General features: G+C 68.9%; 18 protein-coding genes. 6 read left to right on the top strand and 12 right to left on the bottom strand.

Features of this window, described 5'->3' with window-relative positions; genetic code table 11:
• The first annotated feature begins 18 nt into the window (after positions 1-18).
• Entirely contained in the window at positions 19-1,557 is a 1,539-nt protein-coding gene (locus AC2YG9_RS09495) for an acetolactate synthase large subunit (RefSeq protein ID WP_487297988.1), read from the top strand.
• A gap of 167 nt (positions 1,558-1,724) precedes the next feature.
• Here AC2YG9_RS09495 and AC2YG9_RS09490 read toward each other — a convergent pair whose 3' ends face one another.
• Entirely contained in the window at positions 1,725-3,596 is a 1,872-nt protein-coding gene (locus AC2YG9_RS09490) for a DEAD/DEAH box helicase (protein WP_487297718.1), read from the bottom strand.
• A 166-nt stretch (positions 3,597-3,762) separates the two neighbouring features.
• Here AC2YG9_RS09490 and AC2YG9_RS09485 point away from each other — a divergent pair, with 166 nt between their 5' ends.
• Entirely contained in the window at positions 3,763-4,764 is a 1,002-nt protein-coding gene (locus tag AC2YG9_RS09485; RefSeq protein WP_487297717.1) for an LLM class flavin-dependent oxidoreductase, read from the top strand.
• A gap of 13 nt (positions 4,765-4,777) precedes the next feature.
• Here AC2YG9_RS09485 and AC2YG9_RS09480 read toward each other — a convergent pair whose 3' ends face one another.
• A complete protein-coding gene (locus AC2YG9_RS09480; protein ID WP_487297716.1) occupies positions 4,778-5,257 on the bottom strand; it encodes a GNAT family N-acetyltransferase in 480 nt (159 codons plus the stop codon).
• Between the two features lie 192 nt (positions 5,258-5,449).
• Between AC2YG9_RS09480 and AC2YG9_RS09475 the strand changes: the two genes are divergently transcribed.
• From AC2YG9_RS09475 to AC2YG9_RS09465, 3 genes are all read left to right on the top strand, one after another.
• On the top strand, positions 5,450-6,733 hold the full coding sequence (locus AC2YG9_RS09475) for an MFS transporter (protein WP_487297715.1): 1,284 nt from the start codon (positions 5,450-5,452) through the stop codon (positions 6,731-6,733).
• Positions 6,734-6,801: 68 nt separating this feature from the next.
• The gene (locus tag AC2YG9_RS09470; protein ID WP_487297714.1) at positions 6,802-7,719 is read left to right on the top strand and encodes an SDR family NAD(P)-dependent oxidoreductase; all 918 of its coding nucleotides are present in this window, start codon (positions 6,802-6,804) and stop codon (positions 7,717-7,719) included.
• Positions 7,720-7,727: 8 nt separating this feature from the next.
• Positions 7,728-8,927, top strand: a complete 1,200-nt coding sequence (locus AC2YG9_RS09465) for an acetyl-CoA C-acetyltransferase (RefSeq protein WP_487297713.1) — start codon at positions 7,728-7,730, stop codon at positions 8,925-8,927.
• A gap of 57 nt (positions 8,928-8,984) precedes the next feature.
• Here the strand turns inward: AC2YG9_RS09465 and AC2YG9_RS09460 are convergent, their stop codons facing one another.
• The 7 genes from AC2YG9_RS09460 to AC2YG9_RS09430 form a co-directional block, all read right to left on the bottom strand.
• A complete protein-coding gene (locus tag AC2YG9_RS09460) occupies positions 8,985-9,299 on the bottom strand; it encodes a hypothetical protein (protein ID WP_487297712.1) in 315 nt (104 codons plus the stop codon).
• 15 nt (positions 9,300-9,314) lie between these two features.
• Complete coding sequence (locus tag AC2YG9_RS09455) at positions 9,315-9,620, bottom strand: hypothetical protein (RefSeq protein ID WP_487297711.1); 306 nt, start codon at positions 9,618-9,620, stop codon at positions 9,315-9,317.
• 20 nt (positions 9,621-9,640) lie between these two features.
• On the bottom strand, positions 9,641-9,949 hold the full coding sequence (locus AC2YG9_RS09450) for a hypothetical protein (protein WP_487297710.1): 309 nt from the start codon (positions 9,947-9,949) through the stop codon (positions 9,641-9,643).
• A gap of 80 nt (positions 9,950-10,029) precedes the next feature.
• Positions 10,030-10,884: an SDR family oxidoreductase gene (locus tag AC2YG9_RS09445; protein ID WP_487297709.1), complete on the bottom strand. Its 855-nt coding sequence runs from the start codon at positions 10,882-10,884 to the stop codon at positions 10,030-10,032.
• Positions 10,881-11,849, bottom strand: a complete 969-nt coding sequence (locus AC2YG9_RS09440; protein WP_487297708.1) for an SDR family NAD(P)-dependent oxidoreductase — start codon at positions 11,847-11,849, stop codon at positions 10,881-10,883. Before AC2YG9_RS09440 ends, AC2YG9_RS09445 begins: the two co-directional genes overlap by 4 nt.
• Before the next feature lie 47 nt (positions 11,850-11,896).
• Positions 11,897-12,694: an enoyl-CoA hydratase-related protein gene (locus tag AC2YG9_RS09435; RefSeq protein WP_487297707.1), complete on the bottom strand. Its 798-nt coding sequence runs from the start codon at positions 12,692-12,694 to the stop codon at positions 11,897-11,899.
• Complete coding sequence (locus AC2YG9_RS09430) at positions 12,691-13,134, bottom strand: MarR family winged helix-turn-helix transcriptional regulator (RefSeq protein ID WP_487297706.1); 444 nt, start codon at positions 13,132-13,134, stop codon at positions 12,691-12,693. Before AC2YG9_RS09430 ends, AC2YG9_RS09435 begins: the two co-directional genes overlap by 4 nt.
• 114 nt (positions 13,135-13,248) lie before the next feature.
• On the opposite strand from AC2YG9_RS09430, the gene AC2YG9_RS09425 reads away from it, so the two are divergent.
• The gene (locus AC2YG9_RS09425; RefSeq protein WP_487297705.1) at positions 13,249-14,874 is read left to right on the top strand and encodes a pectate lyase; all 1,626 of its coding nucleotides are present in this window, start codon (positions 13,249-13,251) and stop codon (positions 14,872-14,874) included.
• 18 nt (positions 14,875-14,892) lie between these two features.
• Here the strand turns inward: AC2YG9_RS09425 and AC2YG9_RS09420 are convergent, their stop codons facing one another.
• From AC2YG9_RS09420 to AC2YG9_RS09410, 3 genes are read right to left on the bottom strand one after another with little or no spacing between them, the layout of a single operon-like run.
• Entirely contained in the window at positions 14,893-15,342 is a 450-nt protein-coding gene (locus AC2YG9_RS09420; protein ID WP_487297704.1) for a DUF411 domain-containing protein, read from the bottom strand.
• 14 nt (positions 15,343-15,356) lie between these two features.
• Positions 15,357-15,818 (bottom strand): YybH family protein, encoded by a 462-nt coding sequence (locus AC2YG9_RS09415; protein WP_487297703.1) that lies wholly within the window; start codon positions 15,816-15,818, stop codon positions 15,357-15,359.
• Between the two features lie 53 nt (positions 15,819-15,871).
• The gene (locus AC2YG9_RS09410) at positions 15,872-16,945 is read right to left on the bottom strand and encodes an MBL fold metallo-hydrolase (protein ID WP_487297702.1); all 1,074 of its coding nucleotides are present in this window, start codon (positions 16,943-16,945) and stop codon (positions 15,872-15,874) included.
• Positions 16,946-17,071: the final 126 nt, after the last annotated feature.

The following is a 17,071-nucleotide window of genomic DNA, read 5'->3' as shown; positions in this document are numbered from 1 at the left end:
AACGAGGAGACATCCCCCATGAACGGCGCCGACGCCCTGATCACCACCCTGTGCGACAACGGCGTCGAAGCCTGCTTCGCCAACCCGGGCACCAGCGAGATGCAGTTCGTCTCGGCCCTCGACCGCGAGCCGCGCATGCGGCCCATCCTCTGCCTGTTCGAAGGCGTGGCCACCGGCGCCGCCGACGGCTACGGCCGTATCGCCGGCAAGCCGGCCTGCACCCTGCTGCACCTGGGGGCCGGCTACGCCAACGGCGGGGCCAACCTGCACAACGCCCGCCGGGCCGCTACTCCGGTGGTCAACGTCATCGGCGATCACGCTACCTACCACCGCCAGTACGACGCCCCGCTGAACAGCGACATCGCCGGCTGGGCCGCTCCCAACTCGCTCTGGGTCAAGTCTGCAGAAACCGCCGATGAGGTCGGTCCCCTGGCCGCCGAGGCTGTCCAGGCCAGCTTCGGCGCCCCCGGCGGCTGCGCCAGCCTGATCCTGCCGGCCGACACCGCCTGGCTGGAGACCACCGTCACCGGCCCGGTCCTGCAGCCCCGGCCGCGCGCCCAGGTCACGGGCGATGAAGCCGCGACCATCGCAGCCCGCATCAAGGCCGCCAAAAAGCCCGTCATCCTGATGGGCGGCAGCTGCACCCAGGCCGCCGGCATCGCCGCCGCCGCGCGCGTCTCGACAACCGGCGTGCGTGTCCTGATCGACACGTTCGTGGCCCGCCATTCGCGCGGCGCTGGCCGCTTCGCCCCCGACCGCCTGCCCTACTTCGGCGAGATGGCCCTGGCCGATCTCGAGGGCGTCGACCTGATGGTGCTGGTCGAGACCACCATGCCGGTCGCCTTCTTCGCCTATCCGGACCGCCCCAGCGTCCTGGTGCCCGAAGGCTGTGACCTGGCCAGCCTCTGCGGCAAGGAGGCCGACGGCCCCGCCGCCCTGAACGCCCTGGCCGACGCCCTCGGCGCTCCCGCCCACGGCCCGGTGGTCGAACAGGCCCTGCCCGCCGCCCCGACGGGCCGCCTCGATCCCTATTCGATCGGCGCCGCCATCGCCCGCCATATGCCGGAAGGCACGCTGATCTCCGACGACGCGGTCACCGCCGGCCTGCCGATCTTCACCCAGACCAGGACCGCCCGCGCCCACGAGTGGCTGTGCCTGACCGGCGGCGCCATCGGCCAGGGCATCCCGCTGGCCATCGGCGCGGCCGTGGCGGCGCCCCATGCCAAGGTGCTCAGCCTCAACGGCGACGGCGCCGGCATGTACACGGTCCAGGGCCTGTGGACGATCGCGCGGGAGAACCTCGACGTGACCACGGTGGTGTTCGCCAACAATGCCTACCGTATCCTCGGAATCGAGCTGGGCCGCACCGGCGCCGGCAATCCCGGCCCGGCCGCCAAGACCCTGCTGGACCTCTCCAACCCGAAGATCGACTGGCAACAGATCGCCGGCGGCCTGGGCATCCAGGCCGAACGCGCGGCCACCGCCGAGGAATTCGACGCCGCCTTCGAACGGGCCATGAACCAGCGCGGCCCGCGCTTCATCGAAGCGGTGCTGTAAGTTCCTCCCCCATCGGGGGAGGGGGACCGCGCGCGGTACGCGCGTGGTGGAGGGGGTCCCCACCGGCGGGTCAGCTGCGAACAGGTTTACCCGTCGGCTTGAGTAAAAACCCCCTCAGTCAGCCGCAGCGCGGCTGCCAGCTCCCCCGAAGGGGGAGCAACTTGGGTTTACGGCTTGCGCTTGGGGCCTTTGGCGAAGGTCTTGCCGGGCGGGCCCTTGAACGGCGGCTTCTTGTCGTAGGGCTTCCTCTCGAATGGCTTCTTCTCGCCGTACGGCTTGCGCGGGCCGCCGGGGCCGGCGCCCGAACGGGTCGCCGGACGCGGAGCCGGGCCGGCTGGGCGCGGCGAGCGGGTGTCGCCCATGCCCGGCGCGCTCGAGGGCTCGATCTTCACGTCCTCGCGGCTGGTCGCCCGCACCGCTTCGGCGAAGCGCACCGAGGCCTCGGCGCTGATCTCGAACTTGGTCTCGTTGTCGAAGATCTTGATCGAGCCGACGTCCTTCTTGGTCACGTGACCCAGGCGGCAGATCATCGGCAGGATCCACTTCGGGTCGGCGTTCTTGCCGCGGCCGACGTTCAGCCGGAACCAGATGCCGTCGGTCATGCCGCCTTCGCGCGGCTCACGCGGCGCATATTCCACACGCTCGGGACGGTCATAGCCGCCGCGCGGCCCTTCCGAGCGCTCGGCCCGCTCGCGCGGCGCGCCCTTGGCCGGACGGGCATCGGCGCCGCGACCGTCGTCGTACAGCTCTTCCGGCTCGGGCAGGCCGCCGCGTTGCAGGCGCATGAAGGCCCCGGCGATCTCTTCCGGCGTCTTCTGTTCCAGCAGCAGCTTGCCCAACGCCATGTCCTCTTCGCCGACCGGCTCGAAGGTCATCGCCGTTTCCAGGAGGCGCTGCTTGTCGCGCTCGCGGATTTCCTCGGCCCCGGGCGGGCCGCTCCAGCCGGCGTCGATGTTGGCCGAGCCGAACAGCATCTCGGCCTTGCGGCGACGGGTGTAGGGCACGATCAGAACGCTGGTGCCCTTGCGGCCCGCGCGGCCGGTGCGGCCCGAGCGGTGCAGCAGGGTCGCCTTGTTCTGCGGCAGGTCGGCGTGGATGACGAGGCCGAGGTCGGGCAGGTCGAGGCCGCGCGCGGCGACGTCGGTAGCGACACAGACGCGGGCATGGCCGTCGCGCAGGGCCTGCAGGGCGTCCGACCGCTCCCGCTGGGAAAGCTCGCCGGACAGGCCGACGACGGCGAAACCGCGCTCCTTCAGCGACGCCTGCAGGTGCCGCACCGCTTCACGGGTGTGACAGAAGACCAGGGCGCCGGGGGACTCGAAGTAGCGCAGCACGTTGACGACGGCATGCTCGACCTCGTTCGGCGCCACGCGGACGGCGCGGTAGTCGATGTCGACGTGCGGCTGGTCCTTGCTGGTGGTGTCGATGCGCAGGGCGTCGTTCTGGAACTTGCGGGCCAGCAGGGCGATGTCCTTGGCGATGGTCGCCGAGAACAGCAGGGTGCGGCGCTCTGCGGGCGCCGTCTCGAGGATGAATTCGAGGTCCTCGCGGAACCCCAGGTCCAGCATTTCGTCGGCCTCGTCGAGGACGACGACCTTCAGGCTGGTCAGTTCCAGGTTGCCGCGTTCCAGGTGGTCGCGCAGGCGGCCGGGGGTGCCGACGACGATATGGGCGCCGAAGTTCAACGCGCGGGCCTCGGCCCGGGCGTCCATGCCGCCGACGCAGGAGACGATCTTGGCGCCGGTCTTGGCATACAGCCAGGTCAGCTCCCGCTGCACCTGGATGGCCAGTTCGCGGGTCGGGGCGATGATCAGGGCCAGCGGCGCGTCGGCGCGGCCGAACCGTTCGGCTTCACCGAGCAGGCTCTCGGCCATGGCGATACCGAAGGCGACGGTCTTGCCCGAGCCCGTCTGGGCGCTGACCAGCAGGTCCTGGCCGTCGGAGGCTTCCAGCACGGCGGACTGGACGGAGGTCGGGGTTTCATAGCCGCGCTCAAGGAGCGCCGCGTCGAGGGCGGGGTGGCTGGCGGGGAAGGTCATTCAGGGTCGTTTCATGGTGCAGTGCACAATGGCGCACGCGGGAGGGCGGGGCTGATACGCCCTATTGGCACAAAACGCCAGCTTTGCGCGATGGCTGCAGCATTTCTGAACCCGCTTCCTTGAGAGCGAGGGGTGCGGCCCGCCCCCTCGCGCCTATATTCCGAGCATGACCAAGCTTTCCGTCCTCGACCTCGCGCCGATCACCCAGGGCAGCGACGCGGCCCAGGCCTTCGCCAACAGCGTCTCCCTGGCCCAGACCGCCGAGCGGCTCGGCTACGAACGCTTCTGGCTGGCCGAGCACCACAACATGAAGGGCATCGCCAGCGCCGCGACCAGTGTGGTCATGGGTCATGTCGCGGGCCAGACGAAAACCATCCGCATCGGGGCCGGCGGCGTCATGCTGCCCAACCACGCCCCGCTGGTCATCGCCGAGCAGTTCGGCACGCTTGCCTCGCTCTACCCGGGCCGCATCGATCTGGGCATCGGCCGCGCCCCCGGGACCGATCAGCTGACCGCCCAGGCCCTGCGCCGGAACCTGTCGGGCAACATCGACCAGTTCCCGCGCGATGTGCTGGAGATCATCCAGTACCTCGGACCCGACAACCCCGACGCCCGGGTCCGCGCCGTGCCCGGCTACGGCACCAATGTCCCGGTCTGGATACTCGGCTCCAGCACATACGGCGCCCAGCTCGCCGCGGCGCTCGGCCTGCCCTACGCCTTCGCCAGCCACTTCGCTCCCGGCGAACTCGACTTCGCCCTCGAACTCTACCGCCGCCAGTTCCGTCCCTCGGAGTTCCTCGACAAGCCCTACGTCATGGCCGGCTTCAACATCTTCGCCGCCGACACGACGGAGGAAGCGAAGCTCCTGTTCACCTCCCTGCAGCAGGCCTTCGTCAACCTGCGCACCGGCAACCCCGGCCAGCTGCCGCCGCCGGTCGAAGGCTATGGCGAACGATTGGACCCGCAGGCGGCGGGTATGCTGGCCAATGCCTTGAGCTGCGCCGCTGTCGGCGACCGCGACGTGGTGCGGTCGGGACTGGAAGCCTTCATCGCCCGCACCCAGGCCGACGAGGTCATCGTCACCGGCCAGATCTTCGACCATGCCGCGCGATTGAAATCCTTCGAGATCGCGGCGGAGGTCCACGCCGGCCTGAGGCAGGCCGCCTGACACGTTTGTCTTCCTACACCCGCGCCAGACCCTCGGGCGCAATGGCGTCGTCGCTGAGCGGCTTCCACAGCACCCGGCGCTGATCCACCGGCCCCGGCATCCGCACGCCCGGCGCCGGGACAAAGCCCAGCCGGCCGAAGTAGGGCGCATCCCCGACCAGAAACACACTCGACCAGCCGGCTTCGCGCGCCGCTTCGCAGGCCATCTCCACCAGCCGCGCCCCGATGCCGTGCTTGCGCTCATCGGCCTCGACGGCGATCGGCCCCAGGAAGACGCAGACCCCATCCCCGACCCGCACCGGCCACATCCTCACCGAGCCCAGCAGGGCCTTCCCCCGCCAAGCGCTGATCGACAGGTCGCGCAGCACCCCATTGCCCTCGCGCAGCCGCTCGGCCGCCTTGGCATAGCGCCCGGGCCCGAACGCCCGGTCTGTCAGTTCGAGGATCAGGTGCGCATCGGCGGGCGCTTCGGGACGGTAGGTGATGTCGGTCATGGGCCTTGAGGCGATCAGCAACGGGAACGGGAGCTCGCCTGGCCTCGCCAGGGAGCGGTCAACGGCGCCCGGGTCGGACGCGGAAGGTGGTTCGTCGCAGAGCCTTCATCACGGCGGGGCCAATAGGGCCCCAACGTTCCACCGTCAACGGCGTTGCGGCGCGGCGGCCCACAGGCCAAGTTGTCGCCGCCCATGAGCGACTCCCCAGACACGCCCGCTGACCCCGCCCCCGAGGACACCTCCGTCCGCGCCCTGCTGCGCGAGCGCGACTACGTCTTCTTCTGGTTCTCGCGCTGGACCGCCGTGCTCGGTGTCCAGATCCAGAGCGTGGCCCTGGGCTGGCACGTCTACGACATCGCCCGCCGCACCATGGACGTGAAGCAGTCGGCCCTGATGGTCAGCCTGATCGGCCTGGTTTCCTTCTTGCCGGTGCTGCTGCTCGCCCTGCCGGCCGGCGAGACCGCCGACCGTCACAACCGTCGCCGCATCGTGCTGCTCTGCTACGCCGTCGAGATTGTCGTCGCCGCGGCCCTGGCCGCCGCCGCCTTCTGGCGTCAGGAGACGATCCCCATCCTGCTGGGCGCCGCGATCGTCTTCGGCGCCGCCCGCGCCTACTTCTCGCCGGCCAACACCGCGCTTGGGCCGATGCTGGTCCCCCGCGCACTGCTGCCTCGCGCCATCGCCTGGAACTCCCTGGCCTGGCAGACTGGTTCGATCATCGGCCCGGCGCTGGGCGGCTTCCTGATCGCCGTCTCACTCAGCGCGCCCTACACCGCCGCCCTGGCGCTCTACGTCATCGCCGGCTTCTGCATGCTGATGATCCGGGGCAACGCCCAGCCCCAGCTTCAGCCCGGCTCCCGCTGGGCCCTGATGAAGGAAGGCCTGGCCTACGTCTGGAACAACAAGATCGTCTTCGGGGCCATCTCGCTGGACCTGGCCGCGGTCATCCTCGGCGGCGCCGTCGCGCTGCTGCCGGTGTTCGCTCGCGACGTGCTGGTCCTCACGCCGGATCAGCAGGCCTTTGCCTTCGGCCTGCTGCGGGCCTCGCCGGCCATCGGCGCGGCCCTCGTCGCGGTCTACCTGGCGGCCAACCCGATCCATCGCCGCGCCGGCCCCATCATGTTCATCGCGGTGGCCCTGTTCGGCGCCTTCACCATTGTCTTTGGCCTGTCGAAATCTCTCTGGCTGTCGGTCATCGCCCTGGCCGTCCTCGGCGGGGCGGACATGGTCAGCGTCTATGTCCGCCAGACCTTGATCCAGCTGGCGACGCCCGACCAGATGCGTGGCCGGGTCGCCACCGTCTCTTCGCTGTTTATCGGCGCCTCCAACGAGCTGGGCGAATTCGAGACCGGCCTCGTCGCCCGCTTCCTCGGCCCGGTCGGCGCCGCCGTCTTCGGCGGCGTCGGGGCCCTGGCCGTCACCGGCCTCTGGGCCTGGATGTTCCCGCAGCTGCGCAAGGCCGACCGGCTGGTCTGACCGCTCTTGCCTGACCCTGCGTAGGACCCTTAAACCGCTACCCAACAATCGTTTGAGGGAGAGCTTCCATGGGCGTTCTGTCGGGCAAGGTCGTGATCGTCACCGGCGCCGCCGGCGGCATCGGCAAGGAGTGCGCGCTTCTGGCCGCCCGCGAGGGCGCCAAGGTGGTCGTCAATGACCTGGGCGGCAGCGTCGGCGGCGGCGACGAGGGCGACGCCGGCCCCGCGCAGCAGACCGCCAACGAGATCAAGGCGGCCGGCGGCGAGGCCGTCGCCAACTCCGACAGCGTCACCAGCATGGCTGCCGTCAAAGGCATGGTCGAGCAGGCCAGGGACGAGTTCGGCGGTCTGCACGCCATCATCAATCCGGCCGGCATCCTGCGCGACAAGATGTTCCACAAGATGGACGATGAGGACTGGGACCGCGTCATCGAGGTCCACCTGCGCGGCGCCTACAACGTCTCCCGCGCCGCCGTCGAACTGTTCCGCGACCAGCAGGAGGGGTCGTACGTCCACTTCACCTCGACGTCCGGCCTGATCGGCAACATCGGCCAGGCCAACTATGCCGCCGCCAAGCTGGGCGTCATGGGCCTCTCGCGGATTCTCGCGATGGAAGGGGCGCTGAAGAACGTCCGCTCCAACATCATCGCCCCCTTCGCCTGGACCCGGATGATCGCCACCATCCCGGTCAAGGACGAAGCCTCGGCTGAACGCGTCGGCCGGATGAAGAACGCCATGCGCGCCGACCAGGTCGCCCAGCTGGCGGTCGCGCTCGCTTCTCCGGAAGCCAAGGACGTTTCGGGCCAGATCTTCGCCGTGCGCGGCAACGAGGTCATCCTGTTCGACCAGCCCCGGCCGATCCGCAACATGGCCAACCTCGAGGGCTGGACCCCCCGCTCGCTGCTCGACGTCGCCCTGCCGGCCATGAAGAACAGCTTCTTCGACGCCGGCGCCTCGGCGTCGGTCTTCCCCTACGACCCGATCTAGGAGCCGCCATGCGCCGCGCCGCCATCGTCAGCCCCCTCCGCACCGCCGTCGGCAAGTTCCAGGGGGCGCTCGCCTCCATGACCGCCGGCGAGATCGGCGGCGTCATCATCAAGGAACTGGTCGAGCGCACGAAGATCGATCCCGAGCGGATCGACGACGTGACCTTCGCCCACGGCTATCCCAACGGCGAGGCGCCCTGCATCGCCCGCTGGTCGCTGCTGCAGGCGGGCCTGCCGATCGGCATCCCCGGCGTCTCCATGGACCGCCGCTGCGGCTCAGGGCTCCAGGCGGTGATTGACGCGGCCATGCGCATCCAGACCGGGGCGGCCGACGTGGTCATCGCCGGCGGCTGCGAGAGCATGAGCAACGTCGAATACTACTCGACCGACATGCGCAACGGCGCCCGCGCCGGCAGCGTCACGATGCACGATCGCCTCGCCCGCGGCCGGGTGATGAGCCAGCCGATCGAGCGTTTCGGCGTCATCAGCGGCATGATCGAGACCGCCGACAACCTGGCGCGCGACTACCAGATCAGCCGCGAGGAGGCCGACGAGTACGCGGTCATGAGCCACCAGCGCGCCGCCAAGGCCTGGGCCGAGAACCGTTTCGCCGACGAGCTGGTCCCGGTCAGCGTCAAGCAGCGCAAGGGCGACCCCGTCGTCTTCGCCCATGACGAAGGCTACCGCGCCGACGCCACCATGGAGACGCTGGGCAAGCTGCGCGCCATCGAGAAGGACGGCGTCGTCACCGCCGGCAACGCCAGCCAGCAGAACGACGCCGGCGCCGCCTGCCTGGTGGTCGCCGAAGACAAGCTGGAGGAGCTGGGCCTCGAACCCATCGGCTGGTTCCACAGCTGGGCCGCCGCCGGCTGCGAGCCCTCGCGCATGGGCATCGGTCCGGTCCCAGCCGTCGAGCGGCTGTTCAAGCGCAATGGCCTGGGCTGGAACGACATCGATCTGGTCGAACTGAACGAAGCCTTCGCCCCGCAGGTGCTGGCCGTTCTGAAGGGCTGGAACTGGGACGACTGCGACAAGCTCAACGTCAACGGCGGCGGCATCAGCCTGGGCCACCCCATCGGCGCCACGGGCGGGCGCATTCTCGCCAACCTGCTGCACGAAATGCAACGCCGCGAGGTGCGCTACGGCCTCGAGACCATGTGCATCGGCGGCGGTCAGGGCATCGCGGCCGTGTTCGAGCGCGCCAGCTAGAAACGAAAACGGGCGGGCCCGAGGAGCCCGCCCGTCAAGGTCGCAAAGGCTGGACGCCTACATCCTCGGCTGGCTCTGCAGGCTGCGCCGGGTGACGTCGTCGAGGTTTTCCTTGGCGTTGCGCTCATCGGCGGCCCACTCGCCCGCCGTCCGGCAGATCTTCTTGCCGGGCGTGCGCGAACCGGACGGGTTCATCCGCTTGCAGACCACCCGCGACTTGTCGTCGTCATGACTCTTCTTGTCGCCGCCCACCGCCACCGGGGTGACCGTGGTGGCGGCAGGCTCGGCGTCACGCAGGGCGCCCGGCCCGGCCAGGGCCGGCATGGCCAGGGCGGCCATCGCCGCCGAAATGATCAGGGTGCGAACCAGCATCGTTCTTCTCCTTATCTAGCGGCCGCCACCGGTGTTCGGGATGCGGTTGATGGTGCTGTTGAGGCGGATCTGCAGTTCCAGCTCACGCTTGGCCTCGTCCGACTGGCGGTCCCATTCCTCGGCGGTCTTGCAGACCTTCTTCGTCGGCATGCGGCTGCCGGTGACGACCAGCACCTTGCAGAGCCGGCCGTCCTTGTCCTTCACCTTGCGGCCGTCCGAGCCGACGGTGCCGGCTTTCGGCGCGATGGTGTTGACCTGGGCCAGGGCGGCGGTCGGCGCGAGCAGGGCGAGGGCGCAGGCCCCGGCGATGAGTCGTTTCAAGGTGGTCCCCTCAAGTTTGATCATGACTGGATGCAGACCCCGTTGGGGCCGATGACGCAATTGCGCATGGCGCCGTTGTGCTGAATTTTCTCCAGCTCTTCCTTGGCGTGCTTTTCCTCGGCCGCCCATTGATCGGGCGTGCGGCAGACCTTGCGGGTCGGCAGCCGGCTGCCCAGCACCGTGCGGCTCTTGCAGATGGTCCCGTCGGAGCGCTTCGACTTCTGCTCGACCTTGGCCTTGGGACTGGCGGTGATGGTATTGACCTGAGCCTGCGCGGCCATCGGCAGCGTCAGCATGGCGGCGGCGGCCAGAAGAACAGCAAGTCGCATCAAATCCCCCACGGATCGTTTCAGGCAAACACCGTCCGCTGAATTGGACGGTTGATCAAGACCTTTGCCCGATTTGGGCGTCAGCCGATCTTCACCCCCGGCGGCGGCGGCATGTTTTCGGGCACGAAGAAGTCGGGCATGAGCGGCCGGCTGGGATCGACCCGGTAGGGCTCGAAGTCGCGCACGCCCTCGCCGTAGAGGAAGGTATCGTCGATCAGGAAGTTGCCGGTGAACTCGGCCGCCTGCTTGTTGAAGATGGCATAGGCCGCGTCGGCCATGATCTCCGGGGTCCTGCACATCCGCATGCCGTCATCGCCGGCCAGGGCGAACTGGATAGCCGCCGTCGCAATGCCCGTGCGCGGCCACAGGCCGTTGAAGGCGATCTGTCCCCGGTACTCGTCGCTCATCCCCAGCATGCACAGGCTCATCCCGTACTTGGCCATCGAATAGGCGACATGCCGGCCGAACCAGTGTGGCGCCAGATCCAGGGGAGGGGACAGGGCCAGCACATGCGGATTGGCCGCCTTCTTCAGGTGCGGGATGCAGGCCTTGCTGGTCAGGAAGGTGCCCCGCGCATTGACCTGGTTCATCAGGTCGAACCGCTTCATCTCGGTCTGTTCGGTCCCGGTCAGCTGGATAGCCGAGGCGTTGTTGACGCAGATGTCGATGCCCCCGAAGGCCGCCACGCACTTCTCGACCCCCTCATAGACCGACGCCTCGTCCCGTACGTCGACGATCAGCGGCAGGGCCTTGCCGCCCGCCGCCTCGATCTCCTCGGCGGCCGTGTAGATGGTCCCGGGCAGGTGCTTGTGCGGTTCGGCCGTCTTGGCGGCGATGGCGATGTTGGCCCCGTCCTTTGCCGCCTTCAGGGCGATGGCCAGGCCGATGCCCCGGCTGGCCCCGGTGATGAAGAGGGTCTTTCCGGCGAGGCTCATGCGCCGGCTCCCGTCGTCTCGACGCTCATCGCCCAGAGCCGCTCGGCGCTCTCGGGGTTCAGCGCATGCGGCATGACTCCGGCCCGCGGGTTCTCTTTCGACCAGGGCACGGCCTGGGCGCAGTCTTCCAGATAGAGGCCGCCGACGCCCTCAAGTTCCGGCCCCACCGCCGCCCAGACGCTGGTGCTGGCGCCCTGCTCGGTGGTCTTGAAGCCGGTCACCGCCTTGTCGTTCTCGTCCAGCCAGCCCATGGCCCGCTGCTCCTCGATCGGCAGGTGGCGCTGCAGCGGGGTCAGGATGCCGCCCGGCATGACGGCGTTGGCGGTCACGCCCTGGTCCTTGAAGCGACTGTTGAAGCCGACCGCGAACAACGCATTGGCCGTCTTGGCCTGGCCGTAGCCGGCCCACTTCTCATAGTCGCCCTGGCGGAAGTGGGGGTCGTCCCAGCGGATGTCGCTGCGCACATGGCCGATCGACGACAGCGACACCAGCCGCGAGGTCTTGCCCGAGGCCTTGGCCCCGGCCACCAGGGCCGGCGCCAACAGGACGCTCAGCAGGAAGTGGCCGAAGTGGTTGGTGCCGATCTGCATCTCCAGCCCGTCCTTGGTGTGGTCGAGCGGACAGGCCATGACGGCGGCATTGTTGATCAGGATGTTCAGCGGCCGCGTCCCCCACCGCGCCCCGAAAGCCCGGATCGAGGCGAAATCCGACAGGTCCAGCATCTCGAAGCTGACCTTGCCGGGCGCCGTCTGTTCGATGTCGGCGATGGCCGCCGCCGCCAGGTCCGGCTTGCGGGCGGCGATGACCACATCGGCCCCCCGCTCGGCCAGCGCCCGCACCGTCTCCACCCCGATGCCGGTTGCGGCGCCGGTGACGATGATGGTCTGGCCGGAGAGGTCATGCCCGGCGGCCACCTCCCGTGCGGTGGAGTATCGCTGGAAGGGCGAGGTGATGCGGTCGGTCATGGCGTTTCCTTGTTTTGCCGCCACTCTGGCCCGACCGCCGCGCCCTGTCAGCCCACCTTGCTGAAATCCGCCGGTCGCTTCTCGAAGAAGGCCGCCAGGGCCTCCGCCGCCTCGGCCGACTGCAGGCGCTCGCCGAAGTAACGGCCCTCGACATCCATCAGCTCGGCGATCTTCGCCGCGTCGCGCATCAGCCGCTTGGTCACCTTCAACGCCCCGATCGGCCGCTTGGTCAGGGCCACCGCCGCCGCCTTCGCCGCCGCCTCGACCTGATCGGCCGGCAGGCAGCGATAGGCCACCCCGATCCGCTCGGCCTCCTCGCCGCCAAGCGCTTCGCCGAGCGCGAACATGGCATAGGCTCGCCCATGGCCGATCCGCTGCGGCAGCAGCAGGCTCGACGCCGCCTCCGGCACCAGCGCCAAGCCCACGAACGGCGTCGTCAGCTTCGCCTCGGGCGACACGAACACCAGGTCACAATGCAGCAGCATCGTCGTCCCGACCCCGACGCCCAGCCCGCGCACGGCGGCGACCAGCGGCTTCTCGGCCCGCGCCAGACCTTTCAGGAACCGCGTGACATTGCGCTCCCCGGCCGGCCGCGCGCCCGCGTCCCGGCTGGTGTCGCCCGAAGCGTTCTGGGCCGCGAAGTCCATCAGGTCGTTGCCGGCCGTGAACGCCTCACTGGAGGAGTTGAACAGCACGCAGCGGATGGCCGGATCGGTCTCGGCCTGATCCAGCCCGTCGGCCAGCACCTTGTACATGGCGTCGGTGATGGCGTTCTTCTTGTCGGGCCGGTTGAAGGTCAGGGTCAGGATCCCGTCCTCAACCTTGCTCAGCACATGATCGGTCATTTGTTCTTCCTCTCTGGAAACCGTTGTTGAAGCGAGGTCAGCCAGCGGGAGACGACATCGATCTCCGCCTCGCTGAACCCCTCGGTGATCTTGCGATTGATCTCTTCCAGGCCCGTCTTGGCTGCCTCGCGCGCCGCCCGGCCCTGGTCGGTCATGTAAATCCGTTGCCCGCGCCCGTCGGTCGGATCGGCCTGCCGCTCGACCAGCCCGGCCCGCTCCATGCGGTCGATCAGCCCGCTCATGGCGCTGGGCGCGGTATCCAGCGCCTCGGCCACCTCGCCGATCGCCGCCCCGTCCTGCCGCCCGAGCAGGAACAGCACCCCCGACTGCGCAGACGTGAGCCCGCCCATCCCGGCCGTCTCCGCCTCGATCCAGCGCTGCACCCGCCGGTGGGCGGCGCTGAGCAGGAACATCATCCGACGGTTGGGCGGGGTGGACATGCGGCGGTTATATGCTTCGCGTACGAAATATCAAGTTCGTATACGAAATAAAGTCGGCCTTTGAGACACCGGTGTCATAATGCTAGAACTGGCGAAAATCCGGGGGAAACATTCATGCCGCTGTCTCGCCGCGCCGTCCTGATCACCGGCGCCGCCCTCGCCGCCGTCCCGCTCTCCCTGCGGGCTGCCGAGCCCGCCTCGGCCCCTGACCGCGACGCCATCCTCGCCACCATGAAACGGGCCTCGAAGTTCATGACCGACGAGGCCTCCGTCGGCGGCGGCTATGTCTGGTCGGCCCTGCCGGACTTCTCCCGCCGCTGGGGCGAGCTCGAGGCGGCGCCGACCATGATCTGGGTCCAGCCGCCCGGCACGGCGACCATGGGCCACCTGTTCCTGGACGCCCTGCACGCCACTGGCGACGCCTGGTACTACGAGGCCGCCAAGTCGGCCGCCGACGCCCTGGTCCGCGGCCAGCACCCGTCCGGCGGCTGGAACTACGTCATCGACACCGCCGGCGAGGACAGCCTCAAGCGCTGGTACGAAACCTTCGGGGCCAACGCCTGGCGGATGGAGGAATTCCAGCGCTACTACGGCAACGCCACCTTTGACGACGCCGGCACCGCCGAGGCCTCCCAGTTGCTCCTGCGCCTCTACCTCGAAAAGCGCGAGCGCAAGTACCGCGCGCCCCTGGAGCGGGCCATCGCCTTCGTCCTCGACAGCCAGCACGCCAGCGGCGGCTGGCCCCAGCGCTGGCCGGCGGTTGCTGATGGCGGTCTCCACGGCCACGCCGACTACACCGGTTACCTGACCTTCAACGACGACGTCGCCGGTGAGAACATCAAGTTCCTGATCTTTTGCTACCAGACGCTGGGCGAGAAACGCCTGCTGCCCGCCATCCACAAGGCCATGGACTGCTTCCTGGCCTGCCAGCAGCCGGCCCCCCAGGCCGCCTGGGGCCTGCAGCACCATCCCGACACCTTGAAACCCGCCGCCGCACGAACCTACGAGCCGGAGGCCTTCGCCACCCACACTACGGCCAGCAACATCGAGGCGCTGTTCAGCTTCTACCGCCTGACCGGCGATGCCAAATACCTCACCCGCATTCCCGAGGCTCTCGACTGGCTGGAGTCGGTGCGCCTGCCCGTGCCCCTGCGCCGCGACGGCCGCGAGTTCCCGACCTTCGTCCAGCCGGGGACCAACAAGCCCCTCTACGTCCATCGCCGGGGCTCCAACGTCGTCAACGGCGCCTACTACGCCGACGGCAACCCGACCGACACCGTGGTCCACTACAGCAGCTTCCGGTCGGTCGATGTCGCGGGCTTGCGCAAGGAACACGCCCGCCTCTCAGCCATGTCGCCGGCCGAGGCCGCCAAGGGCTCGCCCCTGCTGTCGAAGTCGGGATCCGCCCCGCTGCCGAAATACTTCACCCTGGCCGACGTCGCCGTCTCGGACATGACCAGCGACGCCAAACGCACCCGCGACGTCTCGCCGGCGGCGGTGCAGAAGCTCATCGGGACCCTGAACGAGCGCGGCTACTGGCCCACGCCCCTGAAGGCGGTCAGCAACCCCTACATCGGCCCTGGCCCGAAGGAAGTCGCCCCCGGCGAATTCCGCCTGACCCGCGTTGGTGACGCCTCCGATACCTCGCCCTACATCACCGATTTCCCGGTGATGGGCGTCTCGACCGGCGAGTATATCAAGAACATGGGCGCCTTCATCGAGGCGCTGGACGCGAGCTGAACGGAGCTCGCCCAGCCGCTACCCGTGCCTGGCGAAAACACGGGTCCCACCGCCTTCGAGCAACAGCAGCGTCTCGAACGGTTCGGTCAACCCGTCGGGATGTTCCATCCCCGGCGTTCCGAACGGCATACCAGGCACGCTGAGCCCGATCGCCTTGGGAGCTTCCTTCAGCAGCCGTTCGACATCGACGGGCGGCACGTGGCCGATGGTGAAATAGTCGCCGATCGTCGCCACGTGGCAGGACGACAGTTCATCGGCCACACCCCGCGCCTGCCAGAGCGGAGTCAGGTCTTCGACGACCACCACTCTGGGTTTGAACCCCGCGCTGGTCATGGCCTCTACCCACCCCCCGCAGCAGGGGCAGGTCGCGGTCTTGTAGACGACCAGCGCCCGCGGCGGGGCCGCCTGGGCGCACCCTGCGGAGGCCAGGGCGACAAGCCCGGTGAGAACCGATCGACGAGCCGGCATGAATTCCCCTCCTGTCATCCGCCTGCGGGCTTTGACGCCGCGCGACCCGACCAGTGGATGTGGATGATCCGCCAGCCGGATCGGTCTCGCCGCAGCACCATGGTCTCGATCGATATTCGGTCCACGGCCTTGCCCGCATACTCCCCTCGCAGGGTGCTTTCGGTAAGCACCATGGCCATGTCCCCGGCCCGGGTCGTCTTGCGGCTGGTGGTGGCGGCGGAGACGGCGGCGCTGAACTTCATGTCGGCGGGCAGGTGGCCGGCGACATACTCAGACTTGTTTTGCTCGACGTAGCCCTCCTCGAAGACGACCGCGTCCTCGGCCAGCAAGGCCGCTGCAGCATTTCCGTCACCTTGGTCCAGCGCCGCGTGGAAGGCCACCACGGTTGCCTCAGGATCAGCGGCCGGTCCGGCCAGGGCCGGGCCCATCAGGAGGCTGAGGCCAAGGAACAGACCGAGCGCGCCTCGACGTCCCATTCGCTGAAACCTCATTCTGCGGACTCCGAAACCATACGTGCTTTCCTCCCGCCTCAGGCCGCCCGGTACCAGGTCACACCCTCGGCGTCGGTCTCCGCCGTCGCCCGCCCACGTCCGATCAGGCAGTTGAGATGGGCCAGGCTCTCGCCCGTGGCCATGCCCATCAGCTCGGGGCCGATGGGCCGGGCGAACAGGCTGCCAAACACGTCGATGCTGCGCTTGGGCGCCTCGGAGATCGACTTCTCCAGCCGGCCCAGCTGCCGTTCGTGCCCGGCGGCCAGATGGTCCAGCCGCGCATGGACGCCATAGAAGGGGTCGTTGTGGGCTGGCAGGGTCAGCACGCCCGCCGGCACGGATGCCTTCAGCTTGGCGAGGCTCTCCAGCCAGTCGGTCAGCGGGTCGCCGTCCGGCTCGGTCGGAAACACCGACACATTGCTGCTGATGCGCGGCAGCACCTGGTCGCCGCTGATGAACAGGTTGAGCTCGGGGCACCACAGACAGGCATGGTCCGGCGAATGGCCGTTGCCGGTGATCACGGTCCAGTCGTGCTCACCGATTCTGATCGTCTCCCCGTCGGTCATCCGGCGATAGCTGTCGGGCAGCTGGTAGATGCCCTTGCCGAACCCGCCGAACCGGGCCCGGTAGTTGTCGATGGCGTCCTCGTCCCAGCCGGCCGCCTTGTAGAATCGCAGCCCATCCTCCGGCGCCTCGCGCCCCGTATCGGCCACCAGCATCCGGCACTGGATGTACTCCAGCCTGGTCATCCAAAGCCGGCACTGGAACTTGCGGGTCATCCAGCCGGCCAGGCCGATGTGGTCGGGGTGCAGATGGGTGACGATCACGCGCGTGATCGGCCTGCCGCCCAGCGCCCCCTTGAAGGCCTCGCGCCAGGCCTGCGCCGTCTCGCGCGTCTGCATGCCGGTATCGACGATGCACCAGCCCTCGCCGTCGGCCAGAGCCCAGACGTTGATGAAGCCCAGCGGTCCGCCCAGCGGCTGGCGCAGCCACAGGACCCCCGGCGCGATCTCCACCGCGTCGCCGGCGCCCGGCGTCGGCACGGTCTCGAACGGGTAGTCGAGCTTGGGCCTGCGCAGCTCAGTCGAGATGTCTTCAACGCCGTCGTGCACAGTGTCTCTCCGATGAACGCCGCCATCATCCCGCGTTCAGCCCGGCGCCGCAATTGCGCCTGTTGCGGGCGCCATCTTGACCGCTCAAGGATGGGGGCGTTTAAAACCCCCAAAACAACAGCCTAT

The organism is Caulobacter sp. SRI_014, from assembly GCF_057586315.1.
The sequence above is the reverse complement of the archived record's forward strand: the minus strand, read 5'-3'. Positions and strand labels throughout refer to the sequence as shown.

Excerpts from the sequence above, each read along its gene's own strand:
- AC2YG9_RS09495 (WP_487297988.1), top strand. The coding sequence starts at position 19 with ATGAACGGCGCCGACGCCCTGATCACCACCCTGTGCGACAACGGCGTC.
- AC2YG9_RS09490 (WP_487297718.1), bottom strand. The coding sequence starts at position 3,596 with ATGACCTTCCCCGCCAGCCACCCCGCCCTCGACGCGGCGCTCCTTGAG.
- AC2YG9_RS09485 (WP_487297717.1), top strand. The coding sequence starts at position 3,763 with ATGACCAAGCTTTCCGTCCTCGACCTCGCGCCGATCACCCAGGGCAGC.
- AC2YG9_RS09480 (WP_487297716.1), bottom strand. The coding sequence starts at position 5,257 with ATGACCGACATCACCTACCGTCCCGAAGCGCCCGCCGATGCGCACCTG.
- AC2YG9_RS09475 (WP_487297715.1), top strand. The coding sequence starts at position 5,450 with ATGAGCGACTCCCCAGACACGCCCGCTGACCCCGCCCCCGAGGACACC.
- AC2YG9_RS09470 (WP_487297714.1), top strand. The coding sequence starts at position 6,802 with ATGGGCGTTCTGTCGGGCAAGGTCGTGATCGTCACCGGCGCCGCCGGC.
- AC2YG9_RS09465 (WP_487297713.1), top strand. The coding sequence starts at position 7,728 with ATGCGCCGCGCCGCCATCGTCAGCCCCCTCCGCACCGCCGTCGGCAAG.
- AC2YG9_RS09460 (WP_487297712.1), bottom strand. The coding sequence starts at position 9,299 with ATGCTGGTTCGCACCCTGATCATTTCGGCGGCGATGGCCGCCCTGGCC.
- AC2YG9_RS09450 (WP_487297710.1), bottom strand. The coding sequence starts at position 9,949 with ATGCGACTTGCTGTTCTTCTGGCCGCCGCCGCCATGCTGACGCTGCCG.
- AC2YG9_RS09445 (WP_487297709.1), bottom strand. The coding sequence starts at position 10,884 with ATGAGCCTCGCCGGAAAGACCCTCTTCATCACCGGGGCCAGCCGGGGC.
- AC2YG9_RS09440 (WP_487297708.1), bottom strand. The coding sequence starts at position 11,849 with ATGACCGACCGCATCACCTCGCCCTTCCAGCGATACTCCACCGCACGG.
- AC2YG9_RS09435 (WP_487297707.1), bottom strand. The coding sequence starts at position 12,694 with ATGACCGATCATGTGCTGAGCAAGGTTGAGGACGGGATCCTGACCCTG.
- AC2YG9_RS09430 (WP_487297706.1), bottom strand. The coding sequence starts at position 13,134 with ATGTCCACCCCGCCCAACCGTCGGATGATGTTCCTGCTCAGCGCCGCC.
- AC2YG9_RS09425 (WP_487297705.1), top strand. The coding sequence starts at position 13,249 with ATGCCGCTGTCTCGCCGCGCCGTCCTGATCACCGGCGCCGCCCTCGCC.
- AC2YG9_RS09420 (WP_487297704.1), bottom strand. The coding sequence starts at position 15,342 with ATGCCGGCTCGTCGATCGGTTCTCACCGGGCTTGTCGCCCTGGCCTCC.
- AC2YG9_RS09415 (WP_487297703.1), bottom strand. The coding sequence starts at position 15,818 with ATGGGACGTCGAGGCGCGCTCGGTCTGTTCCTTGGCCTCAGCCTCCTG.